The following is a 15,166-nucleotide window of genomic DNA, read 5'->3' as shown; positions in this document are numbered from 1 at the left end:
CTCCCCTTCACGCGTCTGCGCCGTGCAGATAATGATACCTCACCACCCGGCCGAGCCAAGGCACCCATCCCGGGTCCAGATCGAGCCCAGTTCGCCTCACGCGGATGTCGGCCGCTTCCAAATCGAAGACAACGTCGATGTGCGTGCGCGTCGACCCGATGCGGCCCGGGCGGCAGACCACGTCGCGTAGCCCGAGCCGGAGGTTTCTCCGGCAAAACCTCCGCGCCTCGAGCAGGAGCTCGCGCACGAGCCTCTCGACCTCCTCCCCGAGCGCCGGGTCTTCGAAGCTCGCGTCCACGCGATCGCCGCCGAGCGCGAGGAGCGCGGCATCTTCGGCAGGCGCGCCGAAACGACGAGCGACGCTGGCGAAGAAGCGCGCCGCGAGCCCGACGTCGAAGAGGCGCGGATCGGCCTCGAGTCGCGCCGAAATCCCGATTTGCTCGAGCACCGGAATCAAGAAAAACAAGCCGCCGACCACCGTGGGCCGCAGAATTCCGTCGCCCCAGCCCCCCGGCGTCCAGGGCTCTTCGTCCACCGCGTCGGGTAAAACTTTCCCGACACGCGCTTCCTTTGCAAGCCCCGAAAGGCCCGCGATCCGCGCGGCCACGGCGGGTTCGTCGGAAACGCCCCTCGGCGAAGCTTCGGACAACCCACCCCCTTCACGAGGTCCGCCCGGGCGGGGTTTTTCCGGGCGGGGTTTTTCCGGGCGGGGTTCGCCCGCGACGCCCACGCTCGCTCCGTCCGTCTCCTCACCGTCTCGCGCTGGCTTTCCTTCGAATGCGACACGCCCGCCCGCCGAGTTCGTTTCGACAACCTCGCCCGCGGGCGCCGGCGCTGCGAGTGGCGGCTCTGCCACGGCCTCGTCCTTCGTCGTGGTTTGCCCTCGCTCCTGCGGGTCTCCGTTCGTCGCGACGAGCGCCGCCGCGACCGCCGCCGCGCGCTCTGCGAGGCGCGGATCCGCGATTCGACCGGGCTCCTCGATCAACATAAACATCGCCGTGAGCCATACCGATCGCGCGTCGCTCGGCCCCCAGCTCGCGGCGAACCGAGCGATCGTCTCGCGAAACGCTCTCGGGCGTATCGAAAGCGCGGCCGCATTCGCCGAGTCTGTCTGGACGATCGGATGCGCCTCGGCCGTCATCCCTCCGAGTGACCGTACGAGCGCCGCTCCCTCCTGCCATCGCAAAACGAAGAGCAGCGGCTCGAGCGCCCCGCGCGTCGAAAAAAGTGCCTCGACGAGCGCCGCCGCCGCGAGTGGCCCCGCGCCGGTCTCCATCACGCCCCGCAGCGCAAATCGCAGCGCTTCTTCGCGACCCATCCCCGGGACGAACCCCGGCGCCGCGTGCGGCCAAAACCACGCGTCCGCGCGCGCGCCCCGACCCAAGCGCCGCGCGAGCGCCACGAAGGGCTCGATTTCGTCGCGGAAAAACACCACCTCCGCGCGCTCGGCACCGGGATCTTCGCCGTGCACCGCGGACGACACGAGTGCGCACACCCGCTGCTCGAGCGCGAGCGCCACGCTCGCGGGCGGCATGTCGGCGCGTATCACGCCGATATCGAGCCAACGCAAGAGGAGCACCCGCCCCGGCCCTGCCCCCGGTAATGAAGCCGTCCGGAGCGCGTCCTCGAACAAAAGCGCGCCGCGGCGCACGAGCTCCTCGCGCCTCGCCTGGAGGCGCAAGGTCCCCACACGCCGCAGCGCCTCCACCGTCACGTATTCCCCCCCGAGGACGGCTCGGAGAACGTGACCGTCGCGCCCTTCGGGATCTGCACGGCCGAAGCGGTCGCGCGAATGACGCGCACGAATGCCGCATTCGGGCCGAGATCCTCCACGACCCCTTGCACCGTATTCGACTCGACCGCGACGATGGCGTGCATCCCCGCGCGCAGCCGCTCCGCGTCCACGGTCACCTCGAAGAGCCCGCCGACTTTCGCGAGCACGTCCTTCGCCACCGGGCCCGACACGAGCCGATCCACGGGCACGTGGCTCGCGAGCAGGAGCGCCGCGCGCACGATGTCGTTCATCAGGCCCATCGCCTCGGGCTCGGCCGCATTCACGCGCGAGAAGAGCCAATCGACGAGCGCCTGCAAGTGGAGCCGCAGGACGACGTCGACCTCGTCCCATCGCGGCAATGCAGCGAGGCTCCGCAGGCCCACGGCCGGATCGTAGGGCCCCATGACCTCCGACCACGCGAGCCGCAAGGTCGCCGGCACCTTGCCGAAGCGCAGATAAACGCTCGTCGCGACGCGTGCGATGTGCTCGAGCTCCTCGGCCGCGCGCCGGGCCACGCGAGGCCCGCCGTGCTCTCCCGAGGCCAGATCGCCGAGCGAAACGATCTCCTCCGCGGCGCGCCGCAGATCCCTCAGGCTCTGCTCCTCTTTCGCGCGAATGACGTAACCCGCCGACGCGACGCGTTTGTTTTTGACCGCCCCCGACCACGCGTTCCACATCCCCGTGAGCTTCACGGCGGCGGGGCTCACCGCGACGAACACCCGCTCGGGCGCCACGCCCGCGCGCGCCCGCGCCATGAGCAGCGCGCGCCGGAGAATGTCGAGTTTGTCCAAATCCCGCAGGATCACCGGACCCTGCGTGAACCAGCCGCTCGGCGCGTCGCGCAAGAGATCGAGAAGCTCGCGCAGATCGTCCGGCGGCTCGACCGTCGTCGCGAAGGCCGCGGGCAGGATGGCCCCGAGTGATCCCGGGATGAGATCGACCGCGGGCATCTCTGCCGCGGGGTCGATGCCGCGGGGCCGGTGGTACACGAAATACGGCACTCGATTCTGCAAGACGTCCAGGCGCCGCGCATTGACCCCGTCGACGCGGATCGTTTCCTCGGCGAGCAGCGCGCGCGCGGCGGTGATGTCGACCCGCGCCTCGGCCACCTCGCCTTCGATTTCCTGGAGGCGCACGCCGGCCTCCTTCACGAACTCCTCGATCTTGGCTTTGACCTTCTCGTAATACTCGGCCACGTCGACGAGCCCCCCCGCCACCCGCTCGAGATCGCGCAGGAGCGCGAGCGAATGCTCGTGGAGCTCCACCGCAGCCCGGAAGTAATCGCCTTCGGCCCACGAGAGCCCGCTGTGGACGAGCGTGGCGGGGATGCGCTCCACCTCGGCCTTGATCCGGGTCATCACCGCCTGGACTGCGCTGTTCGACCAATACACGAGCTCGAGGGGTATGTCCTCGCGCAGGACGACCTTCGTCCGTTCGCCGTTTTTCTGGGCCAACACCACGAGCTCCCCCTCGAGGTACGCGAGGCCTCGGATGACGAGCTTCGTCGTGTCGAGATCGTATTCGCGGACGAGCCACGCGACGCTGCCGAGGATGTCGGCCTTGGTGTTGGCCGCGTCCGAGAGCGCCTCCACCGCGTCGGGCAGGCTGAGCTTTCGGCGCTCGTTGCGCGATCGCGTGCGGCGGAAGAGACCTTCGAGATCGTATCGCGTGGCGGCCGGGCTCTGCCCCATGGCGACGCCGAGGACCGGCGACACTGCGAGCCGGCTCGCCTCGGTCGTCCCCGTGATCATGAGCTGCCTCGCGCGCTGCACCTCGCTCTGGACGCGGAGGAACCCGCTCTCGATGAAATCCTCGACCTTTTGCCTCTTCTGATCGATCTCCGCGACGAGCCCCTGGAGGCCCTTCTGCGCGATCATCTGGCGCGCATCGTCCGCTTTCTTCACGTAATGATGGAGGGTGTACCCACCGCCGGCCGGCGGCTGGAGGGCGTCGATCACCTCGAACCCGCCTTCGGGCGTGCGCACCGCGTCGAGGATGATCGTACCATAGTAGTCCCCCGCGGCGATCACGCGCGAATTCGCCCCGCCAAGCAACCGATGAACGACCCTGTTGTGCGATTTATCGTGATAAACGAGATCGAGGAGCCCCTCGCGCCGCTGCGTGACCGCGAACGAGCCGATGGGGTCCTCCCCGGTCACCTGCTCGATCCCCTGGAAAACATTGTTTTCGAGCCATCCGCGTATCATGGGCTCGTCGTCCTGGTTCACGACGACGTCGATCCTCGACGAATTCGTGGCGACGAGGCCGATGCTCTTCGTCGTCGCCGGCTTGACGGCGTCGTTCACGGCCTGCGCCGACCACGCGACGGATGGAGTGGAGGGGTTGATGGTCGCCGAATACCAGGTGAGCTTCGTGGTGCCATCGTAGACGCCTGCGAAGACGTAGGCCTTTCCCTCGTGGAAGATCGCCGAGACGGAGCCGTTGAACACCTGCGAGCTGGGTAGCTGCCGCGACGAGTAGACCACGTTCAGATTGCTGGACAGGCTCTGGACGATACAATGGAGAACGTTGCCGCTCACGACGAAGACGGCAGCGTACCCATTGCCGAGGGATACGGCCGCGAGCGAGGCCGTGGGATTGAACCCGGTGTAGGCCGTGCTCATCTCATATCGCCCGAGCGTGCTCGACCAGCGCCAGCGGCGGAGCTGGCCTTGCTGCCCATTAAAAACCACTATACCGAACAGGTCCACGTGCGGGCCCCCCGTATTCACGGCGGCCGCGCTCGACATCGATTCGTTCGATCCGAAGGGCAAGGTCGTCACCCGATAGCCTACGGAGTCGCGGCGAATCCAATGTGCGCCGATCTCGCTGGCGACGAGCCCCTCGAGCGCCCCGTCCGCGGCGCGCGCGAGCGAGATGTCGGCGACTTCGTTGATCTTGTCCTTGAGGGTCCGAGGATCTTCCCACGTGCCGTCGAGCCACCGCGCTGCGAGCGCCTCTTCGATGGCGGGGATCAGGTCGCCGTCGGTGCCGTATTCCTTCTCGGGAGTCGCTTCGGGATACGAGGGCTCCGGCTCGTTCGCGATGGCGCCCGCGTCGACCGACGGGAACCGATCGGTCTTTTTACCCTCGAGCGAGTCGAGCAGGAGCGTCTGCCGCTCGCGCACGTAGTCCCTGCGCCACAGCCACTCCGAGAGGCGGGTGAGCCCATTTCCGATGGCCTCTCCGAACGCCGGCGACACGAACTCGGGCTGGAGCAGCCCTGGCTCGTAATCACGCTCGGTCACGGGTACGAGCAAGCGGACGCGAGTGGGCTTCTCCGTATCGAGAGGCGCCAGCGACGCGCACGCGGCGAGGATCCCGTCGAGCTGCTCGATGGGCACCGGAGAGACCTCGACCCAGAAGTTGCCAGGAAAGAACCGCTTTTGCCATTGCAGGGACCACGGGGCGAACTCGCTATTCAACTGAATGAAGTCTATCGCGGCCCTGGGCAACACACCGACGGGGGGCAGCCACCGGAAATCGTGAATGGCCGTTTTGTCATCGAATCTCGAGGGATCGAGTGACGTGATCTCGTCGCCGAACTGCTCGACGCGCGCCTGCCAGAGCCGCGCGCTTCCTCCGCCGAAGAGCCGGGTGCGCGCCCGCGGGACGCCGCCGCGACGAACCACCGAGTGCCGATCGAAAAAGAGAGGATGGCCGGTCTCCGATTCTGGGAGCAAGGAGACGAGCCCGATGGGCACGCCTTCGATCTCCCACGGCAAAACCTCGCCCGGCGCGAGCGCGCGCTCCTTCTCGAAGACCTGCCAGGCGATCTTGTTGCGCGTCGACGCGGCGGGCACCCACGGCCACGGGTGCAGGAGCAGCTCGCAGCCCTCGACGATGCGTAGATCCTCGAATGCGTAATCCTCCGGGTCCAGATCGAAGGGGACCGGATCCTTGCGCTCCCAGACGACCGGCCGCAATACGAGCACCCCTGCATGAAAGCTCCCGGCGGGCCATCCATCGGACGTGGGCGGCTGGAAGAACGCCTGGCTGCGCTGGATCACGTCGATCGACTTCACGCGCATCCTGCGGGGCACGACGACGTCCTCGCCCCTCGCGGTGAGGCCTCGGCCCGGGCTCACCTCGACGTACGAGACCATGACGGTGGTCTCGGTGCCGTTGACCACTTTCTTCTCGGCGACGAGCGAAAAACGCACGTCGAGCCCCGCGACGACGCCGGGCGTGACCCATTGACCGGCGATGGCGAGCCGCCCCTCGCGCGCGGCTTGATCGCCCGCGAGCGTGGTGTGGGTCAGGGTTCGTCCGGTATATAGATTCGAGCGCGCGCGCCACCCTGCTTCCACGGCGGGCGCCATTTGGGGTTCCACTGCGACGGCGTGCTCGCCGTCGAACGGCATTGCGATGGGTCGGACGCGCATGGTGCAGGTTTACCCTTCAGGTCTCAGCGCCGGGTGGTCCCCGACGGCCCGGTGATCCGGAGTGTGTTCGGATGGAAGTAGGTTTGCAGGAGGACCGCGATCTGGTCTCCGGTCGAGCTGCCGTCGAGGAACTGCCCGATCCTCGCGAGACCGTCCCCCTGGCCATCGCCCTCCACGTAGCGCACGATTTCGGGGACGCACAGACACTCGGCAAAGCCCTTGGCCGATGCTTCCGTGACCCCGAGCGTCGACCCCTCGACGGCGTTTTTGATATCGGACAGCGCCCCCGCGTCGAGCGTGGCGAACCTCGGCCCGACCACCGCCGGGTCTGCGAATGTCCCTGCAGGGGCGAACAGCTCGCCCACAAGCCCCCAGCGCAAGACGCGCGTGTCGTTCGCGTGGAACTGGAGCAAGGCGGCAACGGCGAGCACGAGTTCCTCGTCGACCTCGCCGTTCTGGAGGTCCACGATTTTCATCTCGTAATTCACCAGGAGCTGCAGATCGGCGAGGTAGGTCGATATGAACGCCCACGCGGGCCCGACCGGGTCCGGCGGTGGTGGCGGGATGGCATCGGGGTTGTACCCCGGGAATTCGAGCGCACCGAGCGCCGAGGCCGAGAGGAAATTCTTCCGCCGCACGTACCAAACCGTCTCGGAGGGGGCAGACTGGATCGCCGAGAGCCAGAACGCCGCGTCGCCGCTCGCAGACGCCAGGTCCCTGAGCGAATACGCGCCGGTGAAGAGCATCGCCTCGCGGGGCACCGGCACGAGGATGATCACGCTCGTCCCCTCGAGCGACTCGCTCCCTTGTGTCAGATCGATCGGCGGCATCAGCATGCATTCGTCGAGCACCGCCGGGAGCTCGTCCTCCGGTACGCCGCCGATCGACACCTCGATTTCCGGCGGAAAGAAGTGTTGCTTGCCTCCCGTGATGTCGATCGACGCCTTCGGGATGCGCCCGACCGGCGGCAATGCCAGGAATCGCTCGGTCGCAGCTATCGGCCCGCTCTGGGCCTGATCGACGCTGGCGCCCAAGACTTCGGAGATGTGCGCATCGTATTGCAGCAGGTGCGCCTCGCGCTGCGCCCGCGAAGGCCTCCCGGCCCCGAGCACGTGCGTCCGTTCGACGACCACCTCGCGGCGCACGAGGTAGGGATCGATCCATTGCAAAACGCCGTGATCGAGCGCCACCATCGCGATGGGCAGGACGTCCTCACGGGCCCCGGGCGAGGCTCCCCTCACGAAGATCGCGTGCACGGCGCGGTGCCTGCGCTCCTCGAGCGATCCGCTCGCGGCGCGCTCCGGGAACGGGATGAGCGTGATCGCGACCGCCTCGACGACATCGGCGTCGTGCGCGACGCGCCCCTCCTCGAGCGACGCGGGGTATTGCGCCACGGGGTTCGCCGTGTATTCGACCGGGCGGAGCGCGAGGACATAAAGCCCGGTGCGGTGACGGGCCGGCGCGCTCGGGATGCGCGAGATCCCGAACGCTGCGTCGAGCCTCTCGATATCGGGCACGGCGTCGAGCCGGAGCGTGAGGTCCTCGCCGAGGACCACGATTTCGCCGCCCGGCGTGATGCCGTGCCCGCGGTCGATCTTGATCGTCCCATCGGGTACGTGCGAGGTGATCCCTGGGTAGACGCGCAGCCCCTGGACGACGCCGCCTCCGACGCCCCGCGCGAGATCGGCCTGCCGGGTCGCAAAATGCGCCTGATCGCGGGTGAGATCTTTCGCAGTGAGGAAACGTCCGTCGAAATAGGACGAGCGCACGCGCCGATCGTCCGCGACGAGCGCGCCGTCTTTCGCGAGGGTGCGCGCGAGCGTGCTCGGGATGTTGTATCGCGCCGGGACCGTCGTCGGATTGGAGGACATCGCCATTTCCTGGGCTCCTGAAGCTCGAAACGGGGCTCGCGCGTTCGGTTCACATTTCGGGGAAGTTCAGCGCCCCCGTGGGCGTGAAATTCTTTCGACGGACGAACCACAACGATCCGCCGGACGTCTGCGCGATCGCGGCCGCCCACGCGGCCTGGTTCTGCGGCGTCGTGGCGAGATCCGCGGGCCCGAGCGTCGCGATCATTTCGTCCATCTGCGCGCGCGGCACCGGGATGAGCACGATCACGCTCGCGCCCTCGAGCGCCACGCCCTGCAGCCTCAAATCGATGGGCGGCAAGTGCGCGGCCTCGTCGAGCACCGCGCCGAGCTCGTCGTCCGGCACGACCGAGAGCGACACCTCGACCTCGGGCGGGAAAAACCACTGCTTACCGGCAGTGACGTCGACCGCCGCGAGCGGCAAGCGCCCCGCCGGGGGCAACGCGAGGAAATGGTCGATCGCCGGGAAAGACTGCCCGCGACCCATGAGCGCGCGCGCCTCGAGGACGTCGGAGAGGTGCGCGTCGTATTGGAGCAGGTGCGCCTCTCGCAGCGGTCGCGACGGGCCGCTGATGCCGAGGATGTTGCCTTGCTCCTGGGCGACCTCGCGGCGGACGAGGAACGAATCGACCCATTGCAGGGTCCCGTGATCGAGCGCGACGAGCGCGAGCGCGAGCGCATCCTCGCGCGTGCCCGGGCGCGCGCGCTCCACGAAGATCGCGTGGGCCGCGCGGCTCCGGCGCTCGTCGAGCGTGCCCGTCGCGATGCGCTCAGGATAAGGCAAGAGCGTGATCGCGACGGCCTCCACGATGTCCGCGTCGTGCGTCGACCGCCCGCCGTCGAGCGCCGTCGGATAGGACGCGACGGGGTTCGTCGTGTATTCGACCGGCCGGAGCGCGAGGACGTAGAGGCCCGTGCGCGTGCGCGTCGGCGCATTCGGGATGCGCGCGAGCCCGAGCGCCGCGTCGATCTGCTGCATTTCGGGGATTCCGTCGACGCGCAGGGTCACGTCCTTGCCGAGCACGACGATCTCGCCTCCCAGCGTGAGCCCGTGCCCGCGCGAAATCTTGATCGTTCCATCCGAGCGGCCGCGGACCGTGCCCATGTCGACGACGAGGCCGCTCACGACGCCGCCGCCGATGGCGCGCCCGAGATCGGCCTGGCGCGTGAGGAAATGGACCTGGTCGCGCGTGAGATCCTTGGCGGTCAGGAACCGGCCGTCGAAATAGGTCGAGCGCACGCGCCTGTCGTCGGCAACGAGCGCGCCCTTCGCGAGCAGCGCTCCCGCATCCTCGCTCGAAAGGGTGCCCCGTGCGGGGACATTCGTCGGATCGAAGGACATCGCCATCTCCTCGGTCGCTCCTCAGAATCCCAACCACCAAGAGAGTGCCGCCGCGGACAACGAGAAAGGCCTGTGCTCTTTGTCCACGAAGACCGTGCCATTCCGGAGCGGCCGCGACGTACCGTCGTCGGCCGTCTCGGTTTGCCCTGCCGTGATACCGATGACGACCCGAGCGAGCAGGATCCACGCCGGGTCGGGATCTCCGTCCACCGTATCCGGATCCTTGCGCATCGATTCGGGCAGGAAGGTGTCCTTCCGGATCGCCTCGAGCTGCGCCTCGCGGTTGTCATGCCAGGACGAGAGGATCGTGTCTCGCACGTTCCTGCGGCGCTGCACGAGATCGCTCGGATCTGCGGGATTGGTGAATGGCACGCCGCCCTCGGGCAGAGGCCACGGCGCTACGGGGACGGGCGGCACGGTGTTTTCGGTGCGCAGCACCCATCGGAGCTCGTATCCGTCCCTCATTCGCGCCGGCTGGACGGCGTCTGTCGCGTCGAACGGGCCCGCCGCGAGCGCCGGGGTTTTCCCGCGCGGCTGACTCGAGAAGCGTAGGAAGACGTCGGCCACGACGCCGCGCGCGAGGTTCGGATCTCCCGTCGCCGGCCCGATGCCGTAATTGCCGTCTGTACGCACGACCGATCCATTGAAGACATCCTCGTCGTGCCCCTCGTACCAGCGCTTCACGCGCACGCACGCGGCTCGGGGCACCTCGACGAGCCGCCCGAGGGGATCCAGTGCGATCCCGGGCTTCACCTCGAGCTCCTCCGCGCTGCCGTTCACGGGCGGCTTGTGGTGCACCAAGAGGCCCGCCACCGTCCCGAATCCGTGCAGATACGCGAGCGCCCGCGCGAGCCGGCCGCGATGGTACGATTGCTCGGCCACGAAATCCTCGGCATCGAGCAACACGCCCGTCGCGTAATGGACGCGATCGGGCGCCTCCGCCTCGAGCAGGGGATCCTTCGGCGTGCTCATTGCGAATCTCCTCCTTCCAATCTCGGATCCAGGCTGGGCAAACGGGCGAGGACGTCGCGCACCCCGAGCGCGCTCCGACCGACGCGCACCGAGCCCGGCAAAACCGGCGCGCCGAGGAAGCTGTCGACGCCCACGAGCGAGGCAATGCCGACCATGAACGGGTGGCTCGCCCGCGCGACGGAGACACGCACGTGCGCAGGCGCCTCGAGCTCGGCCAAGCGCCGCACGAGCGCGATGTCGGCCGGGGGGAGCGCCTCGTGGACGAGGATCGTCACGCGATGCGCGAGCTTCTCGAAAAAGGCCTCCACGGCCTCGTGCTCCGCGGCCGTCTGCTCGATTCCCTCGCCGAAGAGCGCGAGGAACTCCTTCTGCCCCTCGGCGCCCAGAAACAGCGTATCCCCCACATAGGAATTACCGCTCTCGACGAGCCCCGGCAGGAGCGGGTCGTCCTCCGTGTCGAGGTTCGCCCCGAGGATCGTCGAGAACGTACGCCGGAGCCTGAAATCCTCGACGATGACGAGCGCTCCCCGGGAGACGGCGCCGTCCGTGACCGCATCGAGCGCGAGCGACAACCCCCGGAGCGTCCCGCGCCAGGGCCGAATGCGAGGCGCCGCGGCCAGCAGGCGCCGGCGCCGCTCCTCCGGGACGAGCGGATCGAAGCTCAGGCCGATGAAGCTCGCGAGCCATTCGAGCGATTCGTCCGGCGCTTTGCGTGGATCGGTGAGCATGAAAGCGCTCGCCACGCGATCCTCGATCGGGGTGAGCACGCCCTCGACGATCCCGAGGAAACGCTCCAAAAAATCCGCGGGCGTTGCGCGCGCCGGAGACGCGTCGGCCTCCTCACCGAAGATCTCCTCCCGATAGAGCTCGGGCAGGTATTGGTTCAAGTAGGAAAAACGGGGGCCATACATCCTCAGCGCGGCGACCTCGGGCGTCGCGCGGCCGTCGCCGACAAGCTCGATGCGCACCCAGAGATAACGGCCCCGGAGCGAGCGCACGCGCCTGTTGCTGCGCTGGACGAGCGCGGTGAAGAGCCCCCTCCGCTCCGGCTCGATGTCGCCCGACAAGAGGCCCTCGTGGAAGGGCAGCTCGGAGGCCGCGGGCACCCACGCGCCCCGCGGCACGTCGGGCGCATTCGATCGAGGCTCGACGTCGCCAAAGAGGTGCTCGTACCACGCGCCCGCGTCCTCCCGAGACGGGCGCTCGAGCGTATTCGTCGCGGCTAGAAAGACGCGGACGCCGGTGCGCACGGGCAAGCAGGCCTCGAGGTAGATGCGGTGCCACGTCGCGCCCGGCTGCCCCGCGTCGATCGGCGGGACGCCGTCGCCCATGGCGTTCTCCATCTCGCCGCTCGTCGCATAGGAGGGAAACGAGACCTGGTGGAAGGGCGCCGGAGGCTCGCCTGCACCGGGATCGTAATGAGGCGGAGAGGACACCGAGTGCAAAAAATGAGTCGTCTTCGGCGGCAGTGGATAATAATCGCCGAGCGGCACCGCGGGCTCGCCATCTTTTCCGATCGAATAGGCGAGCGCGACGGCCTTGCCGCCGAGCATCGTGCCCTCGGAGACGCGGAAGATCACGGCGATTGTATCCTCCGCGAGCCACGTGAAGCTCGTCGGACGGGAGAGCCCCTGGAGCGGGATCGCGTCGCCGAGACCGTTTTCCCCGACGAACCGCAGCTCCGCGGGAGCGATCGTCCCATCCTGCGCCGGCTGTCGCCAGCAGACGACAGCGACTCGCCCGCCCGGGCTCACGGCGACCGCGGCCGGGTGTATCCCCTTGAAGAGCCCCAGCGATTGCATCGAAATCTCGGGCGGATTCGGGTTTCTCTCGCTCGGCTCGAAGACCCCCGGCGGAGCCTCCGGGGGCACGAAAGGCAGGGGGCGCCCCACGACCCGCGCGAAGCGGGCGCTCATCGGCGAGGGAATCGGCGTCGGTTGAAGCTGCCCCGGCGCGATCGGGCCCGAGAGGGCGACGCAGCCGCCCGCCGGGTGCGCCGCGAGCCGCCACGCCGAAAAACCCGGGGTCGAGAGCAGCACCGGGGCGAACCGGCGGCGTAGGTCCAGCAATACGACGTTTCCGCCGGCCGCGACATAAAGGATGTCGTCGTAGCCGATCGCCACGTCGGTGACGTTGCCGTACGGAAGGAGCGCCGCCGAATCCAGGAGCACGTGCGGCTCGGGCCCCGCGCCGGCCGCGACGACGCTTATGCCGTCGAAATACGCCCACGTGCCGAATCGATCGATCGAAGCCGGCACGTTCGTCAGGTACGGAAGGATGATGCTCGGATCGACGATTTGATCGGCATCCCGCCACGGCGGATCCGCGAGCACGCTTTGCAGGCGCAAGGCGCGACGCTCGTCCTCGAAACGGATCCGATGCTCGTCTTGCTCGGTCGCGGGCGAAAAGCGAGCGCGCTCCGCGAGCATCCAGAAGCGCTGCTTGTTCGCATCCATGTCAGCACACCTCCGGCACGACCGGCACCGCGATCCCACGCTCGCCCGCGAAAGGATCGGGGCTCGCATGCAGATCCGTCGGCACCGCGCCGTCCGCGTCGACGACGACGCCGAGCAATTCGGGCAACTGCCAGGGCCGGAGGACGAACTCGACCGGCGCGCCCCCGCCCTCGAGCGCGACGAAGCGCTGCGCCTCGGCGGACGCGGAACTCTGCGCGGCGCTGCCTCTCGGCGTCAATACGCGCTCGTAACGAGCAGCGCCCATCGATCCGTCGCCGCGCGGCGGGAGCTTCACGAGCGCCCCGGCGCTGAAGAGGCGCACGCCGAGGATCGTCTCGACGCCCGGGACCTGCGCGACGACGACCTCGATTTCACGATCCCGCACCGACCGCGCAATGGGCCAGCCCGCGCCATTGGGCCCTCCCGGCGGGAGCGGCCACAAGAAACGACCGAGGATCTCGCGCACCGCATTGATGACCGCCTCGCGACCGAACCCCTCGCGTATCGTGATGCCGACGCCGACCCCCACGGGGACGTATTCGCACCCGATCACGTAAAGCTCGCCCGCAAGCGGGCGGCGCGCGTCGAGGTGCGCGTGCACGGCCTCGAGCATGGGCCGATCGGCCCGCGGGTTCGGCGCGCGTAACGAGCCCGAGAAGGGCAACGCCATCACGGAGACGACGCCCGGCACGTCCTCGCGGCGCTGGTGAGGCTTGAATCGCGGCAGCACCTCGACGCGGCCGAGCGTCACGCCCGGGGTCTCCGCCGCGAGCCTGCGATAATCGTCGGCCGTCACCGCGCGCTCGCCGTGGCGCAACGTCGCGGGGATGCGCCGCTCGGCCTCGGCCAGGGTCTCGGCGTTTTTCCCGCCCGTCGTCGCCAGCCGCTGCAATACATCGAGTTTGCCTGGACGCACGCCCGTCACCGTGAATGCGTCGAGCTCCTTCAACGTGCCGGGCGGCAGGTTGCCCGCGCTCCCGCCGCCGGCCCTCGCCCGCGCGACGCGCACGCGCATCCCGGAGCCCGGAATACGGCCGCGCGCGCCGTCGCCGAATCGAATGGTGCCCGCCTCGGCGTCGAGCTCGAAGACGGCTTCGTCGCGGCCCGCGAAGACGAGATCGTCGATCCTCTGCCAAGCCCGGTACCCGAGCCCGGGCTCTTCGACCTCGATCTCGAGCGAGTCTTCCTCGACGGACCGCGCAGGTAGACGCATTTCTTGGTCGGCCGTGCTGTTGCTCTCTCCGATCACGACGCCCGTCGCGGTCGTGCGGTGCTCGATTTCGACGGCGTGCACGGAGGCCCACGCGAGCGCGAGTGATTCGACGCGCGCGGTCGGCCGGAGCCGAATCCACGCGACGAGCCTCGAGGCCCTGTCCGGATCGTCGAGCCGCGGCGGCCTGTCGCCGACGCCCGCATGTAGATCCTTTCGCACGTCGTCGGCAGGCACATCGATCCCGCCCCCGGGCATGACGAGGTCTACGACGCCCGTGCGGGTCAAACCCATCGTCGTGTCGCGCGCGACGGCGAGCCTCTGATACGTCGGCTCGGCTCCAGCCGGCGATTGCACGATGATTTCCCACGTGTGCGGGACGCGGGCGCGGGGGCCGATGTCTTCGAAGAGCTCCGGGACCACGATCGCCGGAGCAATGCCCACGGAGAGGACGCGCGGCGCTCCGGTCGTCTTGCCCTCGAGATCCTCGCGCAGCGCTGTCACCGCGGCCGCCGCGGCTGCGGCCGACGTCTGGGGCGGCACCGGATCCACCTTCGGCGCGAGGAGCGCGATCCAGAGGCATCGATCCACCGCGCGCGTGGCGAGATCGAACCCCGCCGGCTCGGCGGCGCCGCCCGGAAAAACCGGGGTCGTCTTGTAAAACGACGCCGTCTCGTTCGCGTCGAGGCCATACACGCGCCTGAGCCCCGGCAGGAGCTTCGTCATTGCGGTGCGCTCGTCGTCGGTGAGCGGGCGTTTGCAATACACCTCGCCGAAGACGTGGGGCACGGTGAGCTCGGCGCGCGTCTCGAACGTGGCCGGCCCCTTCACCGTCGCGCGCGGGCGCAGGACCACGGTCGGCAGGAGCTTTCGCTCGCTCTCCGGGTATCGCACGGCGACGAGCCCCGTCGCGGCGGCGGCGGGCCGCATCCGGATGCCGAGCAGGCGCAAGAAGGCGAGCCGCTGCCGCTCCGGGATCAGGTTCGCGCGATAAAGAATCGTATCCGCGAGCCAGGCGAAGAGCTCGAGCAGCGTCCGCCCGGGATCTCCGACCCGCGGGTGCGTCCATTCCGGGGTATGCCCCGGGATGCGCGCGACGAGCTCGTCGACGAGATCCTCAAAACTGCGGTCATCGAGGCGGGGAGGGACGATCGGCATC

The 15,166-nt window shown here is 68.8% G+C and carries 7 protein-coding genes; all 7 read right to left on the bottom strand.

The genetic code is table 11. The features are described 5' to 3' along the window. Positions 1-7: 7 nt before the first annotated feature. Genes QHF84_RS08140 through QHF84_RS08110 form a run of 7 tightly spaced genes read right to left on the bottom strand, consistent with a single transcriptional unit; the run spans position 8 to position 15,165 of the window. Positions 8-1,714 carry a hypothetical protein gene (locus tag QHF84_RS08140; protein ID WP_281312625.1) on the bottom strand — a complete coding sequence of 569 codons (1,707 nt, stop codon included), beginning with the start codon at positions 1,712-1,714 and terminating at the stop codon, positions 8-10. Continuing rightward, positions 1,711-6,159 (bottom strand): hypothetical protein, encoded by a 4,449-nt coding sequence (locus QHF84_RS08135; RefSeq protein ID WP_281312624.1) that lies wholly within the window; start codon positions 6,157-6,159, stop codon positions 1,711-1,713. The genes QHF84_RS08140 and QHF84_RS08135 overlap by 4 nt, the downstream gene beginning before the upstream one ends. A gap of 23 nt (positions 6,160-6,182) precedes the next feature. Then, positions 6,183-8,030 (bottom strand): hypothetical protein, encoded by a 1,848-nt coding sequence (locus tag QHF84_RS08130; protein WP_281312623.1) that lies wholly within the window; start codon positions 8,028-8,030, stop codon positions 6,183-6,185. A gap of 49 nt (positions 8,031-8,079) precedes the next feature. Beyond that, on the bottom strand, positions 8,080-9,369 hold the full coding sequence (locus QHF84_RS08125; RefSeq protein WP_281312622.1) for a hypothetical protein: 1,290 nt from the start codon (positions 9,367-9,369) through the stop codon (positions 8,080-8,082). A gap of 21 nt (positions 9,370-9,390) precedes the next feature. Further along, the gene (locus tag QHF84_RS08120; protein ID WP_281312621.1) at positions 9,391-10,341 is read right to left on the bottom strand and encodes a hypothetical protein; all 951 of its coding nucleotides are present in this window, start codon (positions 10,339-10,341) and stop codon (positions 9,391-9,393) included. After that, positions 10,338-12,797 carry a phage tail protein gene (locus QHF84_RS08115; protein ID WP_281312620.1) on the bottom strand — a complete coding sequence of 820 codons (2,460 nt, stop codon included), beginning with the start codon at positions 12,795-12,797 and terminating at the stop codon, positions 10,338-10,340. Before QHF84_RS08115 ends, QHF84_RS08120 begins: the two co-directional genes overlap by 4 nt. A 1-nt stretch (position 12,798) precedes the next feature. After that, a complete protein-coding gene (locus QHF84_RS08110; protein WP_281312619.1) occupies positions 12,799-15,165 on the bottom strand; it encodes a putative baseplate assembly protein in 2,367 nt (788 codons plus the stop codon). Position 15,166: the final 1 nt, after the last annotated feature.

Origin of the sequence: Polyangium sp. y55x31 (assembly GCF_029946505.1) — a bacterium.
GTDB lineage: Bacteria > Myxococcota_A > Polyangia > Polyangiales > Polyangiaceae > Polyangium.
The sequence above is the reverse complement of the archived record's forward strand: the minus strand, read 5'-3'. Positions and strand labels throughout refer to the sequence as shown.